Here is a 26,152-nt window from a genome sequence, read left to right as displayed (position 1 = left end):
TTTATGGATATACTGCAGGAATTTAAAAATAAAGCTAAAAACAGATATAAGCACATAGTTCTGCCAGAAGGTTATGATGATAGAACAATTCAAGCAGCAGTAAAAATATGTGAGGAGGGCATTGCCCGCCTCACTGTTTTAGGCAGTGAAGATGAAATTAAAAAAGAGCTTCTAAACTATGGTCTGAAAAAGGAATATATAGACAGCGAAAAATTAACTGTTATAAATCCTTTAAACTCCCCTTACCTGCAAGAATGGACAGATATATATTATCAATCCCGCAAGGAAAAAGGGCTTACTATGGAAGAAGCATCATCATCTATGAAAAATAATTTGTTTTTTGGCTCAATGCTTGTAAAACAAAAAATATGTGATGGACTTGTGGCAGGAGCAGCAAACACTACAAGCGATGTTCTTCGTGCGGCACTGCGGATAATAGGTGTAAAAAAAGGGCTTAATACTGTTTCTTCTTATTTCATTATAGTTACAAAAAATGAAAAGTTTGGAAAAAACGGCATTCTTTTATTTGCAGATAGTGCAGTTAACCCAAACCCTGATGCACCTATGCTTGCAGATATTGCAGAAAGCACCGCTGAAAGCTGTAAAAAGATGATGGGAGTAGATGCAGTAGTTGCTATGCTCTCATTTTCCACAAAAGGCAGTGCAAAAACAGCTGAAACAGAAAAAGTGGCACAAGCTGTTAAAATATTAAAAGAAAGATGTCCTGATATAGCAGTAGATGGAGAAATGCAGCTTGATGCGGCACTTGTAGATGAAGTAGGCAGGCGGAAAGCACCAGAAAGTGAAGTTGCAGGCAAAGCGAATGTTTTAATATTTCCTAATCTTGATGCAGGAAATATTGGATATAAATTAGTAGAAAGAATAGCTGAAGCAACAGCTATAGGTCCCATAATACAAGGGCTTAACAGTCCTGTAAATGATTTATCCCGTGGCTGTTCAGTTTACGATATAGTAAATGTAACGGCTATAACGGCAGTGCAGGTGGAATGATGTTAATATTAACTTTAAATTGTGGCAGCTCATCTCTCAAATGTCAATTATATGATGAAGCATCTAACAAAATAATTGCAAAAGCTGCAGCAGACAGAATAGGGCTTAGTGGTGCTGTTATCAGTGTAAAAAGTGATAACGGAGAAATAACTGTAAAAGATAAAATTATTACAGACCATAAAGAAGCCATTGAAAGCATATTAAAGTGTTTTAAAGATTCCGCTGTTCTAAAAGACATAAATGAAATAGAAGCAGCTGGACATAGAATTGTTCATGGTGGAGATTTATTTCAAAAAAGCACACTGATAGATGAAAGTGTCATACAGCAGATAGAATCAATCTCACATCTTGCACCTTTGCATAATCCAGCAAATATTTTAGGTATAAGAGTATTGCAAAAAATACTTCCAAATATATCTCATGTAGCAGTATTTGATACTGCATTTCATTCAAGCATTCCAGAAAAGGCATATAGATATGCAGTTTGCGATGAATGGTATAGTAAATATAAAGTAAGGCGTTACGGATTTCACGGTTCAAGCCATCTGTATGTATCAAAAAGAACAGCTAAAATGCTTGACAAACCTGCCAGTGAGTGCAATATGATTATTCTCCATGTTGGAAATGGTGCAAGTATAACAGCTGTGGAAAACGGGCTTTCAGTAGATACATCTATGGGAATGACACCACTTGAAGGGCTTATTATGGGCACACGATGTGGCGATATTGATGCCTCAGTTCCTGCTTTTATTACTAAAATGACTGGAAAATGTATTGAAGAAGTAGATGAAATTCTTTATAAAAAGTCTGGGCTTCTTGGAATAACAGGCAAATATTCTGACAGAAGAGATATAGAAGCAAATATGGAAACAGATAAGCTGTGTAAGATGGCTGTTGATATGGAATGTTACAGATTAAAAAAATACATAGGCTCTTATATGGCTGTTTTAAATAAAGTAGACGCTTTATCATTTACTGGTGGAGTAGGTGAAAATTCATCTTTAATTAGGGAAAAAACTCTTGAAAATCTTGAATATCTGGGTATTGAGATTGATAAAGAAAAAAATAGAAATTTAAAGCGGGGAGTAGAAACAGAAATATCTGCAAGCTCGTCAAAAATAAAAGTATTTGTTATCCCAACAGATGAAGAGATTGTTCTTACAGAAGATGTAATTGCAGTATTAAATGGCAAATATAAAGACCACTCATCTTATTCCTATTCATTTTTATAATTATATATATTTCAACCCATAATTTTATATGGGTTGAAATGCTGCATATTACATAAATGTGCCATCATTTTGAGCTAAGCAAATAATCTATTCATCTGAAATTTTAAAATAATCTGGTTTGCCCCGATTTTTTTGTAAGAATACTTATAACTATCAAATAATAGAAATAACTTATTTAATAAAATTAAAAACAGTGAATGTTTAAGGAATTGGAGCATAAGGAATAAAATAACGAAAACTTTGATTTTTGAGATGTGCGGCGGTATAATAGTTTACAATATATTTCATAGGAATATTGAGTTATAAGTATTCTTACAAAGTTTATTATAAATCATCACTCTTTATTACAGCTCAAAAAAATTGGTGGTAAAACAGTAAAATAATTACTTGACATTTTCCGTAAAATAAAAATATATAACAATATGAATAAAATAAAAACTATATTATTAATTACAGTTTTATTATTACTTGCAGGCTGTGAAAAATATTTTTTCTTTCCTAAACAGCAGCTTTTTTATATGCCTGAAACATGTGCAAATAATCCTGAAAATATTCTTGTAGACACTAACGACGGTAAGCTTCTGCATGGCTGGTATTTTAAAACAAAAGTAAAAAATCCTAAAGGCACAATATTTTTTCTTCATGGTAATTCAAATAATATAAGCACAGAAAGCGTGGCTGTGATGTGGCTTGTAGATAAAGGCTATAATTTATTGACTTTTGATTACAGGGGGTATGGTATATCTCAAGGCAAGCCTGATATAAAAGGTGTTTTGCAGGATGGTTTAGAATATACAGAAGCAGTATTTAAAGATGATAAAATAGATAAAAGAAATATGGTGCTTTATGGTCAGAGTTTAGGCGGAGCAGTTGCTGCCCATATTGCAAGATATTCCCCTTATGCTGATAAATTTAAAGTACTTGTTTTAGAATCCACCTTTACTTCATGGCGGAGTATTGCAAAAGAAGTGGCAGCCAGCAATTTTTTTACATATATATGGCAGTATGCTGTCACATGGAGCATACCAAAAGAATATTCTTCACTTGATAATTTAAAGAGCAGTAAAATAAAAAATACTATTATTATACATTCAAAAGCAGATAAGCTTGTGAAGTTTAATAATGGAGAGGCACTATATAAAATAGCAAAAGAGCCAAAAATGCTGCTGAAAGATGATTTTTCTAATCATGCACAGATTATCAGCAACCCGCGGATAAGAAAAGAATTTTTAAATGCTCTTGATTTATATTTAAAGTAAACCACTTGTTTTTAGCAAATATTTTTAAGTAAAAAATGCTTAAAAACAGTATTATAAATAGGTTGACAAAAGATATTTTCAATGATAAAAGTAAAAAAAGAATTTTTTTAGGAGGAGTATACATGAAAAAAGTTTTTTTAGTATTACTCATTGTATGTATAATGGCACCAGCTGCATTTGCAGGTACACTTAGAAATAATGCTGGTTGTGGTATCGGAACATTATTATTTGAAACTGTTGGTAAACCTAACGGTGGCTGGTTACTTCAAATGACAGCTTCTTGGACTAACTCAACATTATCAAATACTTTCTCTATGACTACTGGAACAGTTGGTTGTCAAGGTAAAATCAATAAAGTAGTCAGCACAGAAGTCTATGAATTTGTTACTGATAATATGGATAATCTTGCTAAAGATATAGCTATGGGGCACGGGGACACTATTAATTCTTTAGGCACTATGCTTGCTGTTAAAGATATAGATGCTTTCGCAAACAAATTACAGGCTAATTTCAGCGATATTTTCCCTAATGCAGATGTTCAATCTGATTCAGTTGCTAATAAAATTGTAGCACTCAGCTAATTAACATAATGAGGGCATTTAATGCCCTCTTTATTTTCTATGAAATATAAGATATTTCCACTATTTATTTTTATATTTATTATCTTTTTACTTCCAGTATTTTCTCAAGCAGAGCCAAGCCAGTATGGTAAAATAATTGCTGAAAAAGCATTAAATGAAAAAATATATGATGAAAGAATGTGGTATGTGCTTATGGAGTATAAAAAGCCAGCAGGCAGAAAGCTGAGAAGCCTTGTAGATGATGAGAAATTTTTTTTAGCAGAAAATGGTAAATATTCGCCAAAAGATGAGCTTGAAGCTACTATACTTGCTTTATTTGATAATGATTTATCAAAAAATGATGATAACAGCCATCCAGTATGTGTTTTTGCAGGCAGACGGGAATGGTTAGTGGAAAGGCTTGATATAGATAGAAATAAACTGCCTGAAAAATCATGCACTAAATATAATGAATTTAAAAAAAAGATGGACCCTGCAAGTGTAACAGTAATATTTCCATTTATGTATCTTAAAAACCCTGCCAGTATGTTTGGGCATACTATGCTTAGAATAAATAATTCCAGTAATGACTCGCTTACTTCTTACAGTGTAACTTTTGCAGCTGATATGCCAGAAGATGTTAATGGAATAGAATATGTTACACTAGGCTTATTTGGGGGTTATTTTGGCTATTTTACCATTAAAGAATATTACAAAACTATATTTGAATATGGCAATATGGAAAACAGAGATATTTGGGAATATGATTTAAACCTTACAAAAGATGAAACAATAAAACTTTTTAATCATTTATGGGAAATGCAGGGTATAGGCAGTGATTACTATTTTTTTGATGAAAACTGCTCATATAATATGCTTATGCTTCTAGAATCTGCCAGACCTGATTTATATTTGTCAACAAGTATATTATGGGAAGCTCCAACAGATACTATAAAAAAAATCAAAAAAAGCGGTTTGATAGATAATAAAAAATACAGACCATCCCATATAAAAATATTAGAAATATACTCTAAAGGACTGCCGAATAAAGCAGTTACACTTGCTCAGGATGTAGCAAAAGGCAAAAAAACTATTGATGATATTAATAACAGTAATTATTCAGTAGAAGAAAAAGCCGCTATATATGATTTAGCAATAGAGGCTATGCGGTTTAATTTTCTGCAAAAGGAATATCTTACAGAACAGATAGTTAAAGAGTATCAGGCAGCTACAATCAATATACTTGCAAACAGGGCAAAACTTGGGGTAGTAAGCCATAAAAAAATAGATGAGCCCGGCTCTCCTGATGAAGGTCATAATATTACACGAATAAGTATTGGAGTGGGTGCAGAAAATTTTAAAGATTTTTATACTGAAGCAGGATTTAAATTAGGTTTTCATGATTTAGATGATATAGATAAAGGGTTTATCCAAAACAGTCAGCTTTCTGTTTTAGATGTAAATGTCAGGTGGAATACTCGCACAAATGAAGTAACTGTGCCTGAAGCAGCATTATTAAAGTTTTCGTCATATTCTCCTGTAAGCCGTATGACAAAATCGCTTTCTTGGAAGATAGAAGCAGCAGGAGAAGAAAGGGACTATAAAAATGGCAGTTTTTTTACTCCATATATAAGGGGCGGTGTTGGAGTTACTTTTGCAGGTGGCGGCTTTTCATCTTGGATTATGGCTGATGTGGATTTAGCTTTTTCTGAAGGGTATAATCCTTATTGGACAGGGCTTGGGTTTGGCGGCGATATTGGCTTAATGTATAGTTTTATTGGTGGTAAATTTTTAGCTCGCGGCTATTACAGATATTTTGTATTAGATAACCTTGGAGCAGAATTTGGCGGCAGTTTTGGATATACTATTCCTGTAACACAAAATAATTCAATAGAGATAAAATATGCTTATAAAAATCACTGGGAAATAGAAAACCATGATATAGGACTATCATGGCGTTTCTATTTTTAAAATTTATATTTTTCTATTATTTTTTTAATTTTCTGGCAATAAAATAAAGTATAGACAAAAATACTACAGCTGTAAATATCCACTTAATAATACTTAAAGGATAATTTACTAATACCTGTGGCATATCAGGTTTCAGCCCCCCCCCATTATTAGTTCTTATTACTGGGTTAAAATAAGCTGTTGAGCCATTGTCAAAATAAACTGTTGCTCTAACATAGCTGTTATTATCTGCAATATTATATGAGCTTTCAGAAACATTGTCATATTCAGCCATGACTTGACCATTATCTGCAGAGAAAACAATTTTATCTACCATTCTATTTAATTTAATATTTAAAGTATTATCAGCAACCTGCATAGATAAAAGCTGTGGATGAGTATTTAAAACTTTTAATTTTTCGCTTCTATCAAGTATAGCAATAATATGGGGAACAGTAACAGCATAAGCCGCACCGCTTTTTAATGTATCATATAATTTATCTGCTTCTGTATCTGGGTTTAATGGTATCATAGTAATATTTCTGCCAATATCTGTATTTCTAAATACATTGTGAGTGTCATCACTTGCAAGTAAAAAAGCTGGTCTGCCGCTTGATAAAGCTTTATCCCAGTGTGAAACAGAGTTTGCAAAAGTATTAACAACTTCCATTAAATCATATCCTGTAATCTGTGCCATATAATCTACTTCTATACCATTTACAAATGCAGGATGGGCAAGAGTTACTATTTCATTATATGGCTTAACTCTATTTATGCGGTATTGTATAGTGTCTGCACCCTGCCATAGTGGCTGGTCAAAATATTCTTTTCTTTTAGTGCCTATAAGCAGTAAATGAGTTTTAAAAATATTAATACCGTATTCCTGAGCAGGCACATAAGGAAAATCATAATATGGTGGTTTGCTTGTAATATGATGATAGTTGGAAACTGTTGCAAAGCCGTATTCTAAATCGCGGTATGCTTTAAATACATCTTCTTCACTGTTTGCTCTGCCATTAGTCAGCCCGCCACCAAGCCTTGAATGCCCGTGAAAGTTTGCACGATAGTAGTGTGTGTTATCATAATCTTTATAAGGGTTATAAAATTTATCACCAGTAAAAGACACTGCTTCAGGAAATTTATATACAGGAATAATGCTCCACACTGTAAAACATATTAATAATGAAAATAAAATAATAAATGAAAGAGTGTATATAAAATATTTTAAAATTTTTTTTATCATAACTTCTCCATATGTTTATTGAAACATTCTATTGAAAAGACAGTATAAAGTCAATAAAAGAATGGTGTGCTTTATTGACTGGACTTACATAAAATACTTAGACTATAAGTTATTTTGAGCCTGATTTTTACAGGCAAAAAATCTGAATTATACATATTGCAATAATGTATAATATATGAACTTAATTAAAAAATGGTAGTTATATATTTGAATATTGACTTGACAAGCAAATGGATATGTGGTATTTTTATATTAAATTTAATAGCTGAATATCGGTTTTTAAGATTAAAAGGGAAGCAGGTGTAAATCCTGCACAGTCTTGCTGCCGTATTGATGAGAATGTTTTCACAAGTATTAAAAAGTGTATGTTTTAATACTTAGCCACTTTTAGGGAAGGCGAAAACAAACTTTGATTCTTAGTCGGAAGACCTGCCGATATTTGCCGCATATAATCAGGACTTATGCGGCTGATTATAAAAGCACAATGAATGCTTTATATAATTTGCTTTAATTGCCTATGCAGTTTGTCCTTTAATGCTTTTTAAAGCACACTATTAAATAGGAGGTTATCTTTTATGATAACAAAAAATCTCTTTGCAGGTTTTATCCCTGTATTTTTATCTATTTTTCTCATCTTGCCAGAAAAATCTTATGCAATGCATATTATGGAGGGCTATCTTTCTCCATTCTGGTCTATTTTTTGGATAGTTTCAGCTCTCCCATTCATAATTTACGGCTTTTTTGCAATAAGAAAGAAAATATCAGAAAATACTAAATTTTTTATTCTGCTTGCAATGTGCGGTGCATTTGCATTTGTTCTTTCTTCCTTGAAAATTCCATCAGTTACAGGCAGCTGTTCTCATCCAACAGGGGTTGGCTTAGGTGCAGTGCTTTTTGGACCTACACCTATGGCAGTAATAGGTTTTATTATACTTTTATTTCAGGCTATTCTGCTTGCTCACGGCGGGCTTACTACTATTGGTGCTAATGTATTTTCAATGGCAGTAGTTGGACCTTTTGCTGCTTATGGTGTATTTAAAGGTGCATTAAAAGCTGGTATCAGCAGTGGAATTGCTGTATTTTCAGCAGCATTTGCAGGAGATATTTTAACTTATGTAACTACATCTATCCAGCTGGCACTTGCTTTTCCTGATGCAGCTGGCGGGTTTATAACATCTTTATGGAAATTTATGGGTATTTTTGCTTTAACTCAAATACCACTGGCAGTAAGCGAAGGTTTATTATCAGTAATAGTTTATAATGTTTTAGTTAAATATTCATATAAAGAATTACATCTTTTAAAAGCAGTATAGGTGGTATATTATGGCACTTTGGAAAAAAAATCTTATATTATCAATAATTGTAATAGTTTTGGCAGTGCTGCCCCTTATAACATTAAAAAATGCAGAGTTTGCAGGAGCAGACGGCTTGGCAGAAACTGCCATTACTGAAATCAACCCAGATTATGAGCCTTGGTTTTCATCACTTTATGAGCCTGCAAGTGGTGAAATAGAATCACTTCTTTTTGCAGTGCAGGCTGCTCTTGGTGCAGGAGTTGCAGGTTTTATATTAGGCAGAATTACTGCTAAAAAAGGAGAATAATTTTGCTTGTAACAGATAAATATGCTTACATTTCAAAATTTGCAAAAAAAGACCCTCTTGCAAAGGTAATATTTACTTTTACTATGCTTTTTTTATGCTTAATTTTAAATAATGTATTTGTAAGTATATTTATTTTAATATTTTTTGCAGGGTTTACTATTATGTCAAACCCTGCTGTTTCCTTTATAAAATATATAAAATTTATGCTTATACCATTTTCATTTTTAATTATGGGAATTATCCCTGTGCTTATTTCGCTTGTGGAAGATGAATATATAGTTATATTAATAGATAAGTTTAATATAGGAATAACTTATCAGTCATTAGAAACATCATTAAACTTGTTTTTTAGAGCATTATCAGCTGTAAGTATTACATATTTTCTTGCTCTTTCCACACCTATGGTTAGTTTTTTTGAAAGCCTTTATAAATTAAGACTTCCTAAACTTTTTATTTCCCTTATGGAGCTTATATACAGGTATATATTTATATTAATAGATGAAGCAGCTGCTATGTATAAAGCTCAAAAATTAAGGTTAGGATATAGAAATTTTAAATCCAGTTTATTATGTGTTTCAGAGCTTGCAGCTATGCTTTTTATAAGAGCATATAAAAGGGCAGATTTCAGCTATCAGGCACTTTTATCAAGGGGTTATGACGGCGAGATTACTGTTATCAGTAATCAGTATGAAAAAGCATATATATTTTATGCATTAATGTTTTTTATTGCAGCATTCTGTATTATTTTAAAGGCAGCATTATGAGTGAAAGTATATTAAAATGTGAAAATCTATGTTTTTCTTATGATGATGAGCTTTCCCTGAATAACATATCTCTTAATATAAAAAGGGGCAGTATAACAGCTGTCCTTGGCAGGAATGGTGCAGGTAAATCAACTCTTTTTTTAACATTAAATGGTATAAATATAAAAGATAAAGGCAGTGTATATTTTAATGATAAGTTAGTAGAATATAATAAAAAAGGAATTGCAGAAATCCGCAAAAATATAGGTATAGTTTTTCAAGACCCTAATGACCAGCTTTTTTCAGCAAGTGTTATAAAAGATGTTTCTTTTGGTGCATTAAACCTTGGCTTATCGCAGGTAGAAGCAAAGCAGCGGGCAGAAAAAGCATTAAAAGATGTAGAAATGTATGATTTTATGGAAAGACCTGTCCATACTTTAAGTTTTGGTCAGAAAAAAAGGGTGGCAATAGCTGGAGTGCTTGTTATGGAGCCAGAGCTTATTATTTTAGATGAGCCGACAGCAGGGCTTGACCCAATGGGAGCAAATGAAATACTTGTGCTGCTTAAAAAAATAAATCAGGAAAAAGGCACTACTATAATTACAGCAACTCATGAAATGGATATTGTGCCACTATACTGTGATTATGCTTATGTGCTTGATAAAGGATGTGTTGTAATGCAGGGAAGTCCTGAGGAAATATTTTTGCAGGCTGATGAATTAAGAAAGTATGATTTAAGGCTCCCCCGTATTGCTCATCTTATGGAAATACTTAGAAAATGTGATAATATGGCAGTAGATGAAAGTATAGATACTATTTCAAAAGCACGCAGAGCAATAAAAGAGCTGATTAATGGAAAAAATAATTAAAAATGGCAGTAAATTAAAGACAGGATATACCACAGGCACATGTGCTCAAGCAGCAGCAAAAGCAGCGGCAGTATATTTATTTACTGATAAAAAATTTGATTATGTAGAAGTAAATATTTTATCAGGAAAACTTTTAAAAATAAAAATAAAAAGTCTTGAAAAGTATGATGATTATGCAGAATGCTCTGTCATTAAAGAAAGCGGCGATGACCCAGATGTTACAAATGGCATAGAGATAAAAGCAGCAGTATATAAAGGGTATGATAAATTAATAATAGATGGCGGCAAAGGTATAGGCAGGGTTACAAAATCAGGGCTTAAAGTGCCAGCAGGGCAGGCTGCAATAAACCCTGTTCCTAGGAAAATGATTGCTTATGAAATGGAAAAAGTATGCTTAGACTATGGCTATGATAAAAGTTTTAAAGTAATCATTTCAGCAGAAAAAGGGCTTGAAACTGCTAAAAAAACATTTAATGAAAGGCTTGGCATTATTGGGGGCATATCTATACTTGGAACAACTGGTATTGTTGAGCCAATGAGTGAAAAAGCATTAATTGATACAATATGTTTGGAAATTGACAGCCAGATGGAGCAGGGCAGGAAAAATATACTTTTAACACCCGGAAATTACGGCAGAAATGCTGCACTTGAAAAATTTGGAATAGATATAGAAAAAGGTATAAAAATATCAAACTATATAGGCGATACTCTTGATTATCTTTTATATAAACAGCCAGAGCGGATATTGATAATAGGTCATGCAGGAAAACTTTCAAAAACAGCAGGCGGCATTATGAATACCCATTCAAACTATGCAGATTGCCGCCATGAAATATTTGCTGCTTATGCTGCTCTTTGCGGTGCAGAAAAACAAGTTATTGAAGAAATATTTAATGCAGTATCTACTGATGAAATAGATTATATTTTAATGCGTTATAACCTGCATGAAAAAGTGTGGGATATAGTAATTAATAAAATTATGGAAAATATTAAAAGACGGCTTCAAAATAAAATACAGTGCGAAGTTATGGTATTTACAAATAAAGAAAACACATGGAAATACAGCAGTAAGGCACTAGATTTTATAAAATATTTTAAGGATATATAAAAATGAAAAAAGGTAAGTTATTTGGTGTGGGTATAGGTCCCGGGGATAAAGAGCTTATTACATTAAAGGCAGTAAACACTATAAAAAATGCTGATGTTATAGCTATTCCTGACAGCCTTTCTGGCAAAAACAGGGCTTATGAAATAATAAAAGAATATATTTATGAAAAAGAAATAATATTTATTCCTATGCCTATGGTAAAGGATAAAGAGCATTTAAAGGCAAGCCATGAAAGTGGTGCAGAGCTTATTATAAACTATTTAGATAAAGGCAGAAATACTGCATTTGCTACTCTTGGCGACCCATCTGTATATTCTACATATATGTATATTCACCGTATAGTAGAAAGCAAAGGATATGATGTAGAAATGATAGCAGGTGTTACTTCTTTTTGTGCCAGTGCAGCGCGTCTTAATATATCGTTATGTGATGGTGCTGAGCCATTAATAATAATACCAGCAAACTATGAAGATAATAAAAAATTGTTAAATTTATCTGGAAATAAAGTGCTTATGAAAAGTGGCAGAAAAATAGCAAAAGTAAAGCAGGAAATAGATGAATGCTGCCTTACTGATAAAACATATATGGTAGAAAACTGCGGCATGGAAGAAGAAAAAATATATAAAGATTTCAGTAAAGCAGCAGATGAAAGCAGTTATTTTTCATTAATAATAGTAAAGGGGTAAAGATATGGTATATTTTGTGGGAGCAGGACCCGGTGCTGTTGATTTAATAACAGTCCGTGGAGCAGAGCTTTTAAAAAAAGCAGATGTTATTATATATGCAGGCTCGCTTGTTAATCCTGAACTTTTAAACTATGCAAAAAAAGAATGTATTATATATAACAGTGCTTCTATGACTTTGGAAGAAGTAATGAATATTATGGAAGAAAGTCATAAAAATAATCAAATAGTTGTGCGGCTGCATACTGGGGATATGAGTATATATGGGGCAGTTAGAGAGCAGTCTGATATATTAAAAAGTAAAAATATACCTTTTGAAAGTGTAGCAGGAGTAAGCTCATTTTTAGGTGCGGCAGCAGCTTTGAATGCAGAATATACTCTGCCTTCCATTTCTCAAACTGTAATACTTACAAGAATGGCAGGCAGAACTCCTGTTCCTGAAAAAGAAAATATAAGGCTTCTGGCATCTCATCAGGCATCTATGGTTATATTTTTAAGTTCATCTATGTTAAAAAGCCTGTCAGAAGAATTAATTGCAGGTGGATATAGTAAAGATACACCTTGTGCCATAATATATAAAGTTACATGGGAAGATGAATTAAAAGTTGTTACAACACTTGAAAATTTAGAAAAAGCAGGCAGAGAAAATAATATTTCAAAAACTGCACTTGTGCTTGCAGGCGATTTTTTAGGGGATGAGTATGAACGCTCAAAACTTTATGACGGCACATTTTCCCATGAATTTAGAAAAGGCACTGATGGATAAAATATATATAATATCATTTACACAAAAAGGGGCAGAATTAAGTTTAAAACTGCATAAAATATATCCTGATGCACTGCTTTATGGCAAATATCCATTTGATAATATAAAAATGCTTGAAAAAGACATAAAATCGTTTACAGCAGATATTTTTTATGAAAGCAGGGCAGTGATATTTATATCAGCTGTTGGGATAGCTGTGCGTGCAGTTGCTCCACTTATAGTGTCAAAAAATAAAGATGCAGCAGTTATTGTTTTAGATGATAATGGCAGATATGTTATACCTGTGCTTTCCGGTCATATTGGCGGAGCTAATGAAATGGCTTTAAAAATTGCAGAGTATATAAATGCAGAGCCAGTGATAACTACTGCAACAGATATAAATAATAAATTTGCAGTAGATGTATGGGCAGAAAAAAATAATTTATATATTGATGATATAACTATGATAAAAGAAGTATCATCAAGGCTTCTGAGAAATGAAAAGATAGGGTTTGTTTCAGAATATCAAGTATCAGGCATAATGCCTGATGGTATAGTTGCGGATATGCAGCAGGAATGCGGAATAGTGATAGCCGATAATTTAGAGATTAAGCCATACCCTTATACAATGCAGCTTATACCAAAAGAGTATGTTTTAGGGATAGGTGCCAGAAAAGATGCAGAATATAATTATTTAAAAGATTTTATAGAAAGAGTATTGAAAGAAAATAATATAGATAAAAGAAAAATACTTGCAATAGCAAGCATTGATATTAAAAAAGATGAAAAAGCTATATTAAAGCTTTCAAAATATTTAAATGTGCCTTTTGTTACATATTCTGCAAAGCAGCTTACAGATATGCAGGGAGATTTTACATCTTCAAATTTTGTAAAAAAAATTACTGGTGTAGATAATGTGTGTGAAAGGGCAGTGAAATGTTTTAATGGCAGTGAAATTATAGTAAAGAAGCTATGTGAGAATGGATTTACTTTATCAATAGGCCATAAATTATGGCAGGGAAGTTTTTAAAAAGGGGATAGTATGAAAGGAAAAATATACTGTATAGGCACAGGGCCCGGAAAAGATGACTTAATATCAGAAAGAGCATTAAAAGCGATAGAAAAAAGCGATGTTATTGCAGGTTATGGAGTATATACAGACTTAATAGCTCACTTAATAAAAGATAAAGAGCTTATAGTAACACCTATGAAACAGGAAAAATCAAGATGTGAAAAAGCATTAGAAAAAGCAGAGGAAGGTAAAACTGTATCACTTATTTCAAGCGGTGATGCTGGAGTATATGGTATGGCAGGGCTTTTAATAGAAACAGCAGAGAAAAGTGATGTGGAAGTGGAAGTAATACCCGGTATCAGTGCTGTTTTAGCAGCTGCTGCAAAACTTGGTGCACCATTAACTCATGATTTTGCAGTTATTTCTCTTAGTGATTTACTAACACCTTGGGAAAAAATAGAAAAAAGGCTTATTGCTGCAGCAGATGCAGAATTTATTATTGCAGTATATAACCCATCAAGTAAAAAAAGAGCAGATTATCTAAAAAGAGCATGCGAAATCATATCCCCATATATAAATGAAAATACATTGTGCGGATATGTTAGAAACTGCGAAAGAGAGCAGGAAGAAAAAGGTATTTTATTATTTAAGGAATTAAAAGATTTTCAGGCAGATATGTTTACTTTAATTATTATAGGCAACAGCACAACAAAATTAATAAAAAACCAAATGGTTACACCAAGGGGATATAAAGGATTATGATAAGACCCCTTATTTTTGCAGGCACAACAGAGGGCAGAGAGATTGCCTTATTTTTTAATGAAAATAAAATAATGTCAGATGTATATACTGCCACAGAATATGGAGTGCAGGTGCTGCCTGAAATGGAATACATAAAGTCGCATTCAGGCAGACTTACTTATGACGATATAAATAATATGCTTAAAAGCCGAAAAGATGAAAATGTTATTATAATTGATGCAACTCATCCTTATGCAGCACAAGTTACAGAAAATTTATATAAAAGTGCAGAAGATAATAATGTAAAATATTTCAGACTTTTAAGGCCTTCCACATATACTGGCGGTGGTATGCTTTTTGAAAGCATAGAAAAAGCAGTAGAATATTTAAAAAATACTACTGGAAATATACTGCTTGCAACAGGCAGCAAAGAGCTTGCAAAATACAAGGAAACAGGGGATATGACAAGGCTTTTTCCAAGAGTGCTGCCAGATATTAATGTTATCAAAAATATATTAGATTTAGGCTATCCCTTGAAAAATATTATATGTATGCAGGGACCTTTTTCTACTTATATGAATACAGCCACATTAATACATATTAATGCTAAATATATTGTAACAAAAGATACAGGTAAAACTGGCGGGTTTAATGAAAAATTAGAAGCTGCAAAAGCAGCAGGAGCAGAACTTATTGTAATAGGAAGACCAAAAGAGCAGTCAAAAGGGTATACATTAGATGAGCTGAAAAAGATAATGCAGGAAGAATATATAAAAGAGAGAATTTAATGGCATATTTTCCTATTTTTATAAATGTAGAAAATGTAAAAGTGTTAGTTATAGGTTTAGGCTGCATTGCAGCAAGGCGTATAAATGTGCTTAAAAATTTTGGTGCAGAAATAACTGTTATTACAAAAGAAGTAAAAACTAATGTGGAAAATATAGATATAAAAATAAAAGAATTTGAAGAAGATGATATTAAAGAGATATATGATATTGTAATAGCAGCAACAGATAACAATGCAGTAAATAAAAATATTATAAAGCTGGCAAAAGAAAAAAACATTAAATATTATAACAGTATAAGTGATAAGAATGATAATAATTTTTTCTTTCCAGCAGTTATTGAAAATGATGAAATAGTATGTGGTTTAACATCTAAAAATGGCTTAAATCATAAAATTGCAAAACAATATGCAGATATTTTAAGGAATACATTATGTGTAGAAAAAAAGGCAGAGTAATATTAATAGGTGCAGGTCCCGGAGATAAAGGGCTGATTACAGTAAAAGGGCTTGAATATTTAAAGCAGGCAGATATTGTAGTTTATGACAGGCTTGTTTCAAAAGATATATTATCATTAAGCCCGGAAAAAGCAGAGTTTATAAATGTGGGAAAGGTAATGAATCATCATAATATTCCACAGCCTGAAATAAATAAAATACTTTTAAATAAGGCATTAGAAGGTAAAACAGTAGTCAGGTTAAAAGGCGGCGACCCTTTTGTATTTGGAAGAGGGGGCGAAGAACTTGAGCTTTTAAGTGAAAATAATATAGAATATGAAGTAGTGCCTGGCATTACATCTGCCGTTTCAGCCCTTGCTTATGCAGGTATTCCTGTAACCCATAGGGATTTTGCATCATCTATCCATTTTGTTACAGGTCATGCAAAAGACGGACTTGTGGAAAATATTGATTTTAAAGCACTAGCTGCATCAAAAGGCACTATCCTTTTTTATATGGGAGTTTCTACTTTAAGTCAGTTAATTAATGGGCTTCTTATGGCAGGAATAGATAAAAATACACCTTGTGCAGCAGTTGAAAATGGCACAAGGTATAATATGCGAACCCTTGTTTCAACAGTTGAAAATATGGTATCAGATGCAGAAAAATTTCAGTTAAGAAGCCCTGCCGTTATTGCAGTTGGTAAAGTATGCTCTCTTGGGGATAAATTTGCATGGTATACTAAATCAAAGATTTTCTCTAAACAGATTATTGTTACAAGACCAATTGTATCAAATAATATTTTAACAGACAGGCTTAAAAGTGCAGGTGCAGAAGTAATAGATTATCCATGCATAAAAATAAATGAAATAGAAAATAATTCCAGCTTATTAAGCCTTATAGGAAATCTTGATAAATATAATATGCTTGTTTTTGCTAGTAAAAACAGTGCTGCATATTTTTTCAAATCGCTTATGGATAATGAAAAAGACAGCAGAGCTTTAAGCCATTTGCTGATTGGTGCATTAGGCAAATCTACTTATGATGAATTAAAAAAATATGGAATATGTGCAGATATTGTGCCAGCAGAATATACATTTGATGCTTTTGCATTATCATTTAAAAAAGCAGATATTAAAGGAATGATAGCTGTTCTTGAAGCAGAAAATGATAAAAGGCTGTCTAGCAAATTAAATGACTATGGCTTTAATGTTACTTCATTTAATGCTTATAATATAGAATATCTGCCACTTGATTATACAAAATCGGTGCAGGAATATATAAATAATGGAGTAGTGGCAGCATTTACAAGCAGTGCAGCAGTGCATGGGTTTGTGCATGGCAGTAAAATAGAAGATTTAAGTAAAATAAAAGCTGTATGTATAGGAAAAATGACTTATGAAACAGCTCTAAACTATAAAATGCAGGCTTATATATCAGAAAAGCCAACAATAGACAGTTTAATAGAAAAGTTAAAAGAAATGGAGTAATTAAAATGAAAGGGATATTAATAATAGCTCATGGCAGCAGAAGAAAAGAAACTATTGATACAATGGAGCAGATATTTAAAATGGTGCAGGACGATATGCCTGATATAATAGTGGAACATGCATATATGGAGTTCTGTGATGTAAATTTAGAAAAAGGTCTTGATTTATTAAGAGAAAAAGGGGTGACAGAGATAGTTGTTGTGCCTTATTTTCTTTTTGACGGTATGCATATTATAAAAGATATACCAGAAGAAATAGCAGCATATCTTGAAAACCATAAGGATATGAAAATTACTATGGGTAGAACTCTTGGTGTTGATAAAAGAATAGCTGATGTTTTAATAGACAGAATAAAGGAAGTGTTATAGAGAAATGCAGAATTTATACATAATTGGTGCAGGCATGGGGCATATTTCTGATTTAACAGAGTATGCAGCAAATATCATTAAAAATGCAGATATAGTTTATGGCAGTGCAAGGCTTTATGAGCAGTATAAAGTATTAAATAATAATATTACTGCACCAAAATATTCTGAAATAGAATATGTGCTGGAAAAAGAAACATTAAAAAATACTGCTCTTTTAGTTTCAGGCGATGTGCTTTTTTACAGCATTTCAAAAAAAATACAGGAAAAATTTAAGGATAGATATAATATAGAGCTTGTTTCAGGTATAAGCTCTATGCAGTATTTTTTATCAAAATTAAATATTATAAATTATAATATAAAGACAGTATCAATGCACGGCAGAAATAACTTATGTTTTGGAGCTGTAAGCTATAATGAATATACTTTTATTTTATCAGGCGGCGATAAAAAGGGAGAACATATTATAAATGAATTATATAATGCTGGGCTTGATTATGTATATGTATATGCTGGAGAAAATCTGCATTCTGATAATGAAAGAATAGTCTCTGGTAAAATTTCAGATATGCTTGATTATAAGTTTTCAAGTTTAACAGTGCTGCTTATTTATAATAAAGAATATACAAACCCAAAAATACATTTAAGGGACAGTGATTTTATACGCGGAAAAGCACCTATGACAAAAGAAGATATAAGGTGGCTTTCTGCCTGTTATCTTGGTATAGAAAATAATGATATAGTTTATGATATAGGAGCAGGAACAGGCAGCTGTGCATTAGAATTTGCAGGGCATGCAAAAGACGGATTAGTATATGCAGTAGAAAAAGAAGATGAGGCATTTGAGCTTATAAATATAAATAAAAAAAATCTTAAAAGGCATAATGTCATAAGCATAAAAGGTTCTGCTCCAGAAGTTCTTGCAACTCTTCCTGTTCCAGATAAAGTTTTTATTGGCGGCAGCTCTAAAACTATGAAAGATATTTTTAAAGCAGTTTATGAAAAAAATAATAATGTGAAAATAACTGTTACAGCTATAACTTTGGAAACGATTTATTCAGCAGTTAATGCCTTTAAGGATTATAATATAGAGCCAGATATTGTCTGCATAAACAGTGCAAAATCAAAAAAAGCAGGTCCATATCACATGATGATGGGAAACAACCCTGTATATATTATAACAGGACGGTTATAAGTGAATAAAAAAATAAGTCGTATTTTAATATCTGCTTTCAGCAGCAGCAGTGGTAAAACAACATTTACTATGGGGCTTTTAAGGCTTTTGCAGAAAAAAGGCATAAAAGTTTCGTCATATAAATGCGGTCCAGATTATATTGACACTATGTTTCATACTAAAGCATTAGGCATATCTTCAAGAAATATTGATTTATTTTTATCAGATGAAAATACAGTAAAAAATATACTAGCAGATACTGAAAATCTTGCAGTCATAGAAGGTGTTATGGGCTTTTATGACGGCATAGCTTTTACAGATTCAGCTTCAGCCAGCCATATAAGCAGTGTAACAGATACACCCTGCCTGTTAATAGTTGATGTAAAAGGAAAATCTGCCACATTAAAAGCACTTATAAGCGGTATGCTTCATTACAGGAAAAATAATATAAAAGGTATTATTTTAAACAGAATATCAAAAGCATCATATCCAGTATATAAAAATATGATAGAAGCAGAACTGCCTGTAAAAGTTTTTGGATATATGCCAGAGCTTGAAAACTGCACTCTTAAAAGCCGTCATTTAGGGCTTATAACAGCAGAAGAAATGGCAGATATTAACAGCATTATAGATAAAGTGGCAGAAGAGCTTGAAAAAAGCATAGATATAGAAAATATTTTACTCGCAGCAGAAAATACACCAGATGTAGAATATGAGCCAAAAGATATAAGTCTTATTGGCAGGTGCAGAATAGGCATAGCTTATGATAAAGCTTTTTGTTTTCATTATGCAGATAACATAAAAGTATTAGAAAAAATGGGAGCAGAAATTATTTATTTTTCTCCACTTGAAGATACTGCACTTCCTGCAAATTTAGATGGGCTTATTTTTTACGGCGGCTATCCTGAGCTTTATTTAAAAAAATTAAATGCTAATAAAAGTTTTATAGAAAGTCTTAAAAAAGTATATGATAATAAAATACCACTTATTGCTGAATGCGGCGGGTTTATGTATATAAGTCAAAGTATAGATAATATAGAAATGGCATCACTAATTAAAGGCAGATGTATGATGACTGATAAACTGCAAAACTTTGGATATGTAGAATTGACTTCCCATAAAGACAGTATGCTTTTAAAAAAAGGCGAAAGTATCCCTGCCCATGAGTTTCATTATTCTATTATTGATGAACCATACTGCGACTGCATTATGCGAAAGCCAAAGAGTTTAAAAAGCTGGCAGGGAGTATATTTATCTGACCATGTATATGCAGGATATCCACATTTATATTTTCTATCTAATTTAAAACTTGCAGAAAGGTTTATTATAAAAGCAATTCACTATAACAGGGCTGTAGAATGATATATTTAATATCTGGTGGTTCTGGCAGCGGAAAATCAAAATTTGCAGAAGATGAAGCACTAAAATATAATGGCAGAAAATTATATATTGCCACAATGGAAAATAAAAGCATAAGTGCAAAAGAAAGAATATTAAAACATAGAAAAATGCGGCAGGGAAAAGATTTTGAAATTTTAGAAAAAGAAAAATTTTTCAATAATTTAGATTTATCAGAATATGAAATAGTTTTGCTTGAATGTCTGCCAAATTTAACTGCTAATCATATTTACAGCGGTGGAAATATTAATCTGCTTTATGATGATATAAATTTTCTTATGATGGCAGCAGAAAATTTAATTATTGTAACAAACGATATATCATCATGTGCCATAAATTATAGTGATGAAGTGTATAAATATATAAAAATATTAAACCAGCTTGTATGCAGTATTGCAGAGCAGGCTGATAAAGTGATAGAAGTAACAGCAGGCACTCCAATATATCATAAAGGTGAAAAATGAGCCTTTTAAGAAGTTTTTTAATATGCTTATCAATGTATACAACTATTCCTGTGCCGCATATTATATGGGAAGAAAAAAATATGAAGTATATTTTTTACAGCCTGCCGTTAATAGGTATAATACTTGGCTTAACAGAGTATTTATTATATATTCTTTCATTATATTTAGGATTTTCCAGTGTATTATATGCAGCACTTTCTGTTGCAGTTATTGTGCTTTTAACAGGAGGTATTCATTTAGATGGATATGCTGATACAATAGATGCAGTATTCTGCCATGGAGATATTGAAAAACGCAGGCAGGTATTAAGCGATGCTCATACTGGTGCTTTTGCTGTAATATATACCATACTTTATTTTATAGTGCTTTTTGCCAGCTTTGAAAATATGTATGATAAAAATATTCCAGTGTTTATCTTTATTCTTGTTTTTACTATCAGCAGAGTTTTAAGTCTTTTTTTAATAGCATTAGTGCCATCATCAGCAAATAAAGGGCTTTTATATATTTTTTCATCAAAAGAAAATAAAAAATCATTATTAATATATGCTTTTTCTTTATCATTAGTGTTTGTTTTTTTAACTTATATATTAATTAGTTATAAGTTTATGTTAATACTTTTATTGATTTTAGTTATAATATCTATTATACTCATAAAGTATTTTAAAAAGGTATTTGGCGGTATTTCAGGTGATTTGGCAGGGTTTAGTATATGTATATATGAAATATCGGCACTTTTATTTTGCAGTATAAGCAGGCTGGTATTATGGAATTAATTATTGGCGGAGCATATAACTCAAAACTTAATTTTGTTTTAAAATACTACAATTTAAAGCAGAAAGATTTTCAAAATGGTGCAGAATGCAGCCTTGATGAAGCATTTGATAAAAAAGGCATATACAATCTGCATTTACTTATAAAACGGTTTATTTTATCAGGTATTGATGACTATAATAATATTATAGAAAAAATACTTTCATCAAATATAGAAATTATAATATGCTCTGAAGTAGGAAATGGTGTTGTGCCAGTTGATAAAATAGATAATAAAATGCGGGAATATGTTGGCAGAATATTGTCTATATTAAGTGAAAAAAGTGTAAGAGTAATCAGAATTTATTATGGTATACCATCAGTAATAAAGGGAATGGATATATGAAAACTATTTATTTTATTCGTCATGGTCAGACAAAATATAATGTAGAGGGCAGGTTTGTAGGCTCTACAGATTTGCCATTATCTGAAGACGGAAGAAAACAAATTTTTAATAAGTGGGACAGCATTAAATCTCACATTGAAAGAGATATAATTTTTACAAGCCCTATGAAAAGATGTATTGAAACAGCAGGCATAATATTTCCTTATGACACATTTGAAGTGATTAATAATATGCGGGAAATGAACTTTGGTATGTTTGAGGGCAAAACTCATGATGAATTAGAGTATTTAGAAGAATACAGGTATTTTAGAGAAACAAAAGGCAAATCAAAAATACCAAAAGGGGAAAGCGGCATAGAATTCAGTATGCGGGTATTAAAAGCATTTTTTGAAATGATTATAAGTATGGATAAAAAAGATGCTAATAATGCAGTGCTTGTCTGCCATGGTGGTGTTATTATGGCACTTTTTGCTATGCTTTGCAGTGAAAGTAATGATATTTACTATTATCATGTAGATAACGGTGCAGGATATAAAGCCCATTATAACCAGTATACAAAAGAATTAATTATTATAGAAAAATTATAGCACATACGGTGCAAGGCGGGTTTTTATGAAAATAGGATTTATGATTATTATTGCTTTTATTTTAGATTTAATATTTAAAGACCCTAAACATATTCCCCATCCTGTTGTAATGATTGGCAAAATAATTAAATATGGAGAAATATCTCTGCGTAAGATATTTAGAAAAGGGGCAGTTTCAGAAACTATTGCAGGCACTATTCTTACTTTATTTGTAATTATAATTTCATTTATTATTCCATATATTATTTTAAGTATATGTTACAGTATTAATATGATACTTGGTATATCAGTAGAAATATTTATGTGTTTCCAGCTGCTTGCTCTTGGCTCATTAAAAGAAGCGGCTATGAAAATATATACAGAACTTTCAACAGGCTCACTTAATGGAGCAAGAAAAAATTTAACCCATATAGTAGGCAGAGATACAGAAAATTTAGATGAAAAATCTGTTATAAAAGCATCTGTTGAAAGTGTTGCAGAAAATACAAGTGATGGAGTTATTGCACCTCTTTTTTATATGCTTATAGGCGGAGCAAGTTTTGGTATGCTTTATAAAGCAGTAAATACTCTTGATTCTATGATAGGCTATAAAAATAAAAAATATCAGTATTTTGGAAAAGCAGCAGCAAGGCTTGATGATATATTAAATATTATACCTGCCCGTATTACTGGCTTTTTATATGTTGCAGCGGCACTGCTTTCAGGCTTTAATTATAAAAAATCTTATGCAATACTTATTAGAGACAGGTGGAACCATTCAAGCCCAAACAGTGGATACCCTGAGGCTGCTATGGCTGGAGCATTAGGTTTGCAGCTTGGAGGCCCTGCTTCATATTCTGGGGAAATTGTTGATAAAAAATATATTGGTGATGATGATAAAGAGCCAAATATGGAAGATATACCAAAAGCATGTATGCTTATGACTATTGTATCAGTGCTTGCTTTAATATTAATGATTTTAGCAAAATTTGCAGTTTTAACAATCATTAACTATGGTTTATAGCAGTAATGAGTAGAAACTACACTCATGGCGGTGATATTTACAGCCATTATGAAAAATATGGCAGGTATCCTGTTGATTTTTCCAGCAGCTTAAATCCACTTAATGCACCACTTGAAGTAACTAACGCTTATGTGGAAGCATATAAATACAGCTTTGCATACCCACCCCATGATTATAAAGAGTTACGAGAAAAAATAGCAGAAAAAGAAAATACAGGTATTGAAAATATATGTGTATCAAATGGAGCAGGGGAGCTTATAAGATATATTCCAGTTATTTTCAAGCCAAAAAATGCACTTATTACTGCTCCAGCTTTCAGCGAATATAAAAAATCGCTTTCAGAATGTAATGTATATGAATATTTATTAAAAAAGAAAATAATTTTTTACTGCAAAATGATTTTTTAGATAATATAGCTTTTAAAGATATGGTGTTTTTAACAAATCCAGATAACCCAGCGGGTAACCTTATAAATCTGGAATTTATAGAAAAAACAGCAGCAAAATGCAGAAAAGAAAACTGTATTTTAGTGATTGATGAATGCTTTATTGATTTAGCAGAAAATGGGGCCAGTGCAGTTCCATTAATAAATAAATATGATAATCTTATTATAATCAAAGCATTTACTAAAACTTATTCATTTGCAGGTATCAGGCTTGGTTATGCAGTATCTAATGAAAAAATAACTGAGATGATAGATAATATGCTTCCAGAATGGCGGGTTTCTATGCCTGCTAATATTTGCGGAATAGCTGCATTAAGTGATAAAACTTTTATTAAATCATCCTTAAAATATATTAAAAAAGAAAAAGAATATCTTATTAATAATTTACAGTCGTTTGGATTTACTATATATGGCTCGCAGGCAAACTATATATTTTTTTATTCAGAAATACTTGACTTAAAAGAAAGACTAGAAAAATATAGTATATTAATTAGAGACTGCTCAAATTATAATGGATTAGAAAAAGGATATTACAGAGCAGCAGTAAAAAAACATGGAGATAATGAAAAACTTATTAACGCAATAAAGGATGTAGTAAATGGCTAAATGTATAATGGTGCAGGGCACTTCATCAAATGTTGGAAAAAGTCTGATTAGTGCAGGGTTATGCAGAATATTTGCTCAGGCTGGATATAAAACTGCTCCATTTAAGTCACAGAATATGGCACTTAATTCATATATTACAAAAGACGGTCTTGAAATAGGCAGGGCACAGGCTGTGCAGGCAGAATGCGCTTATCAGCATATAGATGTAAGGTTTAACCCTGTATTATTAAAACCAACAGGCAGTAAAACGAGCCAGATTATAATAAATGGTGAAATATATGGCAATATGACGGCAGGTGAATATTTTGCAGAAAAGCATAAGTTTTTTAAATATATAAAAGAAAGTTATGAAAGTTTAAATAAAGAGTATGATGTGATAGTTATAGAAGGGGCAGGAAGCCCTGCTGAAATAAACTTAAACCACAAAGATTTTGTAAATATGGGTATGGCTCAAACAGCTCATGCACCTGTGCTTTTAGCAGGGGATATTGACAAGGGGGGAGTATTTGCATCTCTTTACGGCACAGTAGAACTTTTAAAAGAATATAAAAAATATTTTAAAGGGTTTATTATTAATAAATTCAGGGGAGATAAAGCAATATTAGAGCCCGGACTTTTGCAGATTGAAAAGCTGACCGGCATAGATGTATTAGGTGTGCTGCCTTATGAAAAATTTAATATAGATGAAGAAGACAGCCTTGCAGAAATATTAAAAAATAATACAAAAGGTTTAATAGATATAGCAGTCATTAGACTTCCTAGAATATCAAATTTTACTGATTTTGCAGTTTTTGAATATTATGATGAAGTAAAAGTCAGGTATATTAATAATATTGCAGATTTTGGCGAGCCTGATTTACTTATAATTCCCGGCACAAAAAACACTATTGATGATATGAGATATATTCGCTCATCAGGGCTTATTACAAAAATAATGCAGTATGCAGAAACTGGCAAAGGTATAATAGGAGTATGTGGCGGCTACCAGATGCTTACAAGCATAATAAAAGACCCAGATAATATGGAAGCCGGCGGATATGTGCAGGGTTTAAATTTAATAAAAGCGGAAACTGTTTTTGAAAAAGAAAAGATAAGAACAGTCATTCAGGGAAAATTTAATAATATAACAGGCTATTTTTCGTTTTTAAATGGGGCAGAGTTTTCAGGTTATGAAATACACATGGGTAAAACTTATGCAGATAATCGCAATATTTCTGAAATAAAGGATACTAATGGAAATATTAAAAATGATGGTCTATCAGTAGATAATATATTAGGCACATATATCCATGGTATTTTTGATTCAAGTGATGTAGCTAAAAGAATAATAGATAAACTTATGCAGGAAAAAGGCATAGAAAATCAGGCAGAAGAAAAGAATATAAATGAATTAAGAAATAAGGAATATGACAAACTTGCAGATATGCTTATGAAAAATTTAAATATTTCTAAAATATATGAAATAATGGAAAAAGGAGTATAGT

29 protein-coding genes and 1 riboswitch are annotated in these 26,152 nt (G+C 31.8%); of the genes, 28 read left to right on the top strand and 1 reads right to left on the bottom strand.

Annotation, left to right across the window (positions count from 1 at the left end; all coding sequences use genetic code 11):
* The first annotated feature begins 3 nt into the window (after window positions 1-3).
* From pta to N508_RS05580, 5 genes are all read left to right on the top strand, one after another.
* Window positions 4-1,011: a phosphate acetyltransferase gene (gene pta / locus N508_RS05600; protein WP_023275424.1), complete on the top strand. Its 1,008-nt coding sequence runs from the start codon at window positions 4-6 to the stop codon at window positions 1,009-1,011.
* Window positions 1,011-2,243, top strand: a complete 1,233-nt coding sequence (locus tag N508_RS05595; RefSeq protein ID WP_023275423.1) for an acetate kinase — start codon at window positions 1,011-1,013, stop codon at window positions 2,241-2,243. Before pta ends, N508_RS05595 begins: the two co-directional genes overlap by 1 nt.
* A 422-nt stretch (window positions 2,244-2,665) precedes the next feature.
* On the top strand, window positions 2,666-3,502 hold the full coding sequence (locus N508_RS05590) for an alpha/beta hydrolase (protein ID WP_023275422.1): 837 nt from the start codon (window positions 2,666-2,668) through the stop codon (window positions 3,500-3,502).
* Window positions 3,503-3,624: 122 nt separating this feature from the next.
* Window positions 3,625-4,083 carry a DUF3015 family protein gene (locus N508_RS05585; RefSeq protein ID WP_023275421.1) on the top strand — a complete coding sequence of 153 codons (459 nt, stop codon included), beginning with the start codon at window positions 3,625-3,627 and terminating at the stop codon, window positions 4,081-4,083.
* Between the two features lie 21 nt (window positions 4,084-4,104).
* A complete protein-coding gene (locus tag N508_RS05580; RefSeq protein WP_023275420.1) occupies window positions 4,105-6,033 on the top strand; it encodes an Lnb N-terminal periplasmic domain-containing protein in 1,929 nt (642 codons plus the stop codon).
* Between the two features lie 16 nt (window positions 6,034-6,049).
* Here N508_RS05580 and N508_RS05575 read toward each other — a convergent pair whose 3' ends face one another.
* The gene (locus N508_RS05575; RefSeq protein ID WP_023275419.1) at window positions 6,050-7,255 is read right to left on the bottom strand and encodes a CehA/McbA family metallohydrolase domain-containing protein; all 1,206 of its coding nucleotides are present in this window, start codon (window positions 7,253-7,255) and stop codon (window positions 6,050-6,052) included.
* Window positions 7,256-7,511: 256 nt separating this feature from the next.
* A riboswitch (cobalamin riboswitch) is annotated at window positions 7,512-7,706 on the top strand.
* A gap of 124 nt (window positions 7,707-7,830) precedes the next feature.
* On the opposite strand from N508_RS05575, the gene N508_RS05570 reads away from it, so the two are divergent.
* The 23 genes from N508_RS05570 to N508_RS05460 are packed head-to-tail and all read left to right on the top strand — an operon-like array spanning window position 7,831 to window position 26,151.
* Window positions 7,831-8,568 carry an energy-coupling factor ABC transporter permease gene (locus N508_RS05570; protein WP_023275418.1) on the top strand — a complete coding sequence of 246 codons (738 nt, stop codon included), beginning with the start codon at window positions 7,831-7,833 and terminating at the stop codon, window positions 8,566-8,568.
* Window positions 8,569-8,578: 10 nt separating this feature from the next.
* Window positions 8,579-8,857, top strand: coding sequence for an energy-coupling factor ABC transporter substrate-binding protein (locus N508_RS05565; RefSeq protein ID WP_023275417.1), 279 nt, complete (start codon window positions 8,579-8,581; stop codon window positions 8,855-8,857).
* A gap of 2 nt (window positions 8,858-8,859) precedes the next feature.
* Window positions 8,860-9,621: a cobalt ECF transporter T component CbiQ gene (gene cbiQ / locus N508_RS05560; protein WP_023275416.1), complete on the top strand. Its 762-nt coding sequence runs from the start codon at window positions 8,860-8,862 to the stop codon at window positions 9,619-9,621.
* The gene (locus N508_RS05555; RefSeq protein WP_023275415.1) at window positions 9,618-10,469 is read left to right on the top strand and encodes an ATP-binding cassette domain-containing protein; all 852 of its coding nucleotides are present in this window, start codon (window positions 9,618-9,620) and stop codon (window positions 10,467-10,469) included. Before cbiQ ends, N508_RS05555 begins: the two co-directional genes overlap by 4 nt.
* Complete coding sequence (gene cbiD, locus N508_RS05550; protein ID WP_023275414.1) at window positions 10,453-11,577, top strand: cobalt-precorrin-5B (C(1))-methyltransferase CbiD; 1,125 nt, start codon at window positions 10,453-10,455, stop codon at window positions 11,575-11,577. The genes N508_RS05555 and cbiD overlap by 17 nt, the downstream gene beginning before the upstream one ends.
* A 2-nt stretch (window positions 11,578-11,579) precedes the next feature.
* Window positions 11,580-12,263, top strand: a complete 684-nt coding sequence (gene cobI / locus N508_RS05545; RefSeq protein WP_023275413.1) for a precorrin-2 C(20)-methyltransferase — start codon at window positions 11,580-11,582, stop codon at window positions 12,261-12,263.
* 4 nt (window positions 12,264-12,267) lie between these two features.
* On the top strand, window positions 12,268-13,026 hold the full coding sequence (cobM, locus tag N508_RS05540) for a precorrin-4 C(11)-methyltransferase (protein WP_023275412.1): 759 nt from the start codon (window positions 12,268-12,270) through the stop codon (window positions 13,024-13,026).
* A complete protein-coding gene (gene cbiG, locus N508_RS05535) occupies window positions 13,019-14,035 on the top strand; it encodes a cobalt-precorrin 5A hydrolase (protein WP_023275411.1) in 1,017 nt (338 codons plus the stop codon). Before cobM ends, cbiG begins: the two co-directional genes overlap by 8 nt.
* A 12-nt stretch (window positions 14,036-14,047) precedes the next feature.
* Entirely contained in the window at window positions 14,048-14,779 is a 732-nt protein-coding gene (gene cobJ / locus N508_RS05530) for a precorrin-3B C(17)-methyltransferase (protein ID WP_023275410.1), read from the top strand.
* Entirely contained in the window at window positions 14,776-15,546 is a 771-nt protein-coding gene (cobK, locus tag N508_RS05525; protein ID WP_023275409.1) for a precorrin-6A reductase, read from the top strand. Before cobJ ends, cobK begins: the two co-directional genes overlap by 4 nt.
* Window positions 15,546-16,001, top strand: coding sequence for a precorrin-2 dehydrogenase/sirohydrochlorin ferrochelatase family protein (locus N508_RS05520; RefSeq protein WP_023275408.1), 456 nt, complete (start codon window positions 15,546-15,548; stop codon window positions 15,999-16,001). The genes cobK and N508_RS05520 overlap by 1 nt, the downstream gene beginning before the upstream one ends.
* Window positions 15,977-17,470, top strand: a complete 1,494-nt coding sequence (gene cobA / locus N508_RS05515; protein WP_023275407.1) for a uroporphyrinogen-III C-methyltransferase — start codon at window positions 15,977-15,979, stop codon at window positions 17,468-17,470. The genes N508_RS05520 and cobA overlap by 25 nt, the downstream gene beginning before the upstream one ends.
* 5 nt (window positions 17,471-17,475) lie before the next feature.
* Window positions 17,476-17,838: a sirohydrochlorin chelatase gene (locus N508_RS05510; protein ID WP_023275406.1), complete on the top strand. Its 363-nt coding sequence runs from the start codon at window positions 17,476-17,478 to the stop codon at window positions 17,836-17,838.
* A gap of 4 nt (window positions 17,839-17,842) precedes the next feature.
* Window positions 17,843-19,030: a bifunctional cobalt-precorrin-7 (C(5))-methyltransferase/cobalt-precorrin-6B (C(15))-methyltransferase gene (locus tag N508_RS05505; RefSeq protein ID WP_023275405.1), complete on the top strand. Its 1,188-nt coding sequence runs from the start codon at window positions 17,843-17,845 to the stop codon at window positions 19,028-19,030.
* Window positions 19,031-20,371 carry a cobyrinic acid a,c-diamide synthase CobB gene (locus tag N508_RS05500; protein ID WP_023275404.1) on the top strand — a complete coding sequence of 447 codons (1,341 nt, stop codon included), beginning with the start codon at window positions 19,031-19,033 and terminating at the stop codon, window positions 20,369-20,371.
* Window positions 20,368-20,871 carry a bifunctional adenosylcobinamide kinase/adenosylcobinamide-phosphate guanylyltransferase gene (locus N508_RS05495; protein WP_023275403.1) on the top strand — a complete coding sequence of 168 codons (504 nt, stop codon included), beginning with the start codon at window positions 20,368-20,370 and terminating at the stop codon, window positions 20,869-20,871. Before N508_RS05500 ends, N508_RS05495 begins: the two co-directional genes overlap by 4 nt.
* Entirely contained in the window at window positions 20,868-21,644 is a 777-nt protein-coding gene (gene cobS, locus N508_RS05490; protein ID WP_023275402.1) for an adenosylcobinamide-GDP ribazoletransferase, read from the top strand. Before N508_RS05495 ends, cobS begins: the two co-directional genes overlap by 4 nt.
* Window positions 21,635-22,027, top strand: coding sequence for a bifunctional adenosylcobinamide kinase/adenosylcobinamide-phosphate guanylyltransferase (locus N508_RS05485; protein ID WP_023275401.1), 393 nt, complete (start codon window positions 21,635-21,637; stop codon window positions 22,025-22,027). The genes cobS and N508_RS05485 overlap by 10 nt, the downstream gene beginning before the upstream one ends.
* Complete coding sequence (locus N508_RS05480; RefSeq protein WP_023275400.1) at window positions 22,024-22,614, top strand: histidine phosphatase family protein; 591 nt, start codon at window positions 22,024-22,026, stop codon at window positions 22,612-22,614. Before N508_RS05485 ends, N508_RS05480 begins: the two co-directional genes overlap by 4 nt.
* A 25-nt stretch (window positions 22,615-22,639) precedes the next feature.
* Complete coding sequence (cbiB, locus tag N508_RS05475) at window positions 22,640-23,617, top strand: adenosylcobinamide-phosphate synthase CbiB (RefSeq protein WP_023275399.1); 978 nt, start codon at window positions 22,640-22,642, stop codon at window positions 23,615-23,617.
* Window positions 23,618-23,622: 5 nt separating this feature from the next.
* The gene (locus N508_RS05470) at window positions 23,623-24,024 is read left to right on the top strand and encodes an aminotransferase class I/II-fold pyridoxal phosphate-dependent enzyme (RefSeq protein ID WP_251930675.1); all 402 of its coding nucleotides are present in this window, start codon (window positions 23,623-23,625) and stop codon (window positions 24,022-24,024) included.
* Window positions 24,025-24,044: 20 nt separating this feature from the next.
* Window positions 24,045-24,668: a pyridoxal phosphate-dependent aminotransferase gene (locus N508_RS05465; protein WP_251930674.1), complete on the top strand. Its 624-nt coding sequence runs from the start codon at window positions 24,045-24,047 to the stop codon at window positions 24,666-24,668.
* Window positions 24,661-26,151: a cobyric acid synthase gene (locus N508_RS05460; protein ID WP_023275397.1), complete on the top strand. Its 1,491-nt coding sequence runs from the start codon at window positions 24,661-24,663 to the stop codon at window positions 26,149-26,151. The genes N508_RS05465 and N508_RS05460 overlap by 8 nt, the downstream gene beginning before the upstream one ends.
* Window position 26,152: the final 1 nt, after the last annotated feature.

The sequence above is a fragment of the Mucispirillum schaedleri ASF457 genome, assembly GCF_000487995.2.
Lineage (GTDB): Bacteria > Chrysiogenota > Deferribacteres > Deferribacterales > Mucispirillaceae > Mucispirillum > Mucispirillum schaedleri.
The sequence above is the reverse complement of the archived record's forward strand: the minus strand, read 5'-3'. Positions and strand labels throughout refer to the sequence as shown.

Excerpts from the sequence above, each read along its gene's own strand:
- pta (WP_023275424.1), top strand. The coding sequence starts at position 4 with ATGGATATACTGCAGGAATTTAAAAATAAAGCTAAAAACAGATATAAG.
- N508_RS05595 (WP_023275423.1), top strand. The coding sequence starts at position 1,011 with ATGTTAATATTAACTTTAAATTGTGGCAGCTCATCTCTCAAATGTCAA.
- N508_RS05590 (WP_023275422.1), top strand. The coding sequence starts at position 2,666 with ATGAATAAAATAAAAACTATATTATTAATTACAGTTTTATTATTACTT.
- N508_RS05585 (WP_023275421.1), top strand. The coding sequence starts at position 3,625 with ATGAAAAAAGTTTTTTTAGTATTACTCATTGTATGTATAATGGCACCA.
- N508_RS05580 (WP_023275420.1), top strand. The coding sequence starts at position 4,105 with ATGCCCTCTTTATTTTCTATGAAATATAAGATATTTCCACTATTTATT.
- N508_RS05575 (WP_023275419.1), bottom strand. The coding sequence starts at position 7,255 with ATGATAAAAAAAATTTTAAAATATTTTATATACACTCTTTCATTTATT.
- N508_RS05570 (WP_023275418.1), top strand. The coding sequence starts at position 7,831 with ATGATAACAAAAAATCTCTTTGCAGGTTTTATCCCTGTATTTTTATCT.
- N508_RS05565 (WP_023275417.1), top strand. The coding sequence starts at position 8,579 with ATGGCACTTTGGAAAAAAAATCTTATATTATCAATAATTGTAATAGTT.
- N508_RS05555 (WP_023275415.1), top strand. The coding sequence starts at position 9,618 with ATGAGTGAAAGTATATTAAAATGTGAAAATCTATGTTTTTCTTATGAT.
- cbiD (WP_023275414.1), top strand. The coding sequence starts at position 10,453 with ATGGAAAAAATAATTAAAAATGGCAGTAAATTAAAGACAGGATATACC.
- cobI (WP_023275413.1), top strand. The coding sequence starts at position 11,580 with ATGAAAAAAGGTAAGTTATTTGGTGTGGGTATAGGTCCCGGGGATAAA.
- cobM (WP_023275412.1), top strand. The coding sequence starts at position 12,268 with ATGGTATATTTTGTGGGAGCAGGACCCGGTGCTGTTGATTTAATAACA.
- cbiG (WP_023275411.1), top strand. The coding sequence starts at position 13,019 with ATGGATAAAATATATATAATATCATTTACACAAAAAGGGGCAGAATTA.
- cobJ (WP_023275410.1), top strand. The coding sequence starts at position 14,048 with ATGAAAGGAAAAATATACTGTATAGGCACAGGGCCCGGAAAAGATGAC.
- cobK (WP_023275409.1), top strand. The coding sequence starts at position 14,776 with ATGATAAGACCCCTTATTTTTGCAGGCACAACAGAGGGCAGAGAGATT.
- N508_RS05520 (WP_023275408.1), top strand. The coding sequence starts at position 15,546 with ATGGCATATTTTCCTATTTTTATAAATGTAGAAAATGTAAAAGTGTTA.
- cobA (WP_023275407.1), top strand. The coding sequence starts at position 15,977 with ATGTGTAGAAAAAAAGGCAGAGTAATATTAATAGGTGCAGGTCCCGGA.
- N508_RS05510 (WP_023275406.1), top strand. The coding sequence starts at position 17,476 with ATGAAAGGGATATTAATAATAGCTCATGGCAGCAGAAGAAAAGAAACT.
- N508_RS05505 (WP_023275405.1), top strand. The coding sequence starts at position 17,843 with ATGCAGAATTTATACATAATTGGTGCAGGCATGGGGCATATTTCTGAT.
- N508_RS05495 (WP_023275403.1), top strand. The coding sequence starts at position 20,368 with ATGATATATTTAATATCTGGTGGTTCTGGCAGCGGAAAATCAAAATTT.
- cobS (WP_023275402.1), top strand. The coding sequence starts at position 20,868 with ATGAGCCTTTTAAGAAGTTTTTTAATATGCTTATCAATGTATACAACT.
- N508_RS05485 (WP_023275401.1), top strand. The coding sequence starts at position 21,635 with ATGGAATTAATTATTGGCGGAGCATATAACTCAAAACTTAATTTTGTT.
- N508_RS05480 (WP_023275400.1), top strand. The coding sequence starts at position 22,024 with ATGAAAACTATTTATTTTATTCGTCATGGTCAGACAAAATATAATGTA.
- cbiB (WP_023275399.1), top strand. The coding sequence starts at position 22,640 with ATGAAAATAGGATTTATGATTATTATTGCTTTTATTTTAGATTTAATA.
- N508_RS05470 (WP_251930675.1), top strand. The coding sequence starts at position 23,623 with ATGAGTAGAAACTACACTCATGGCGGTGATATTTACAGCCATTATGAA.
- N508_RS05465 (WP_251930674.1), top strand. The coding sequence starts at position 24,045 with ATGGTGTTTTTAACAAATCCAGATAACCCAGCGGGTAACCTTATAAAT.
- N508_RS05460 (WP_023275397.1), top strand. The coding sequence starts at position 24,661 with ATGGCTAAATGTATAATGGTGCAGGGCACTTCATCAAATGTTGGAAAA.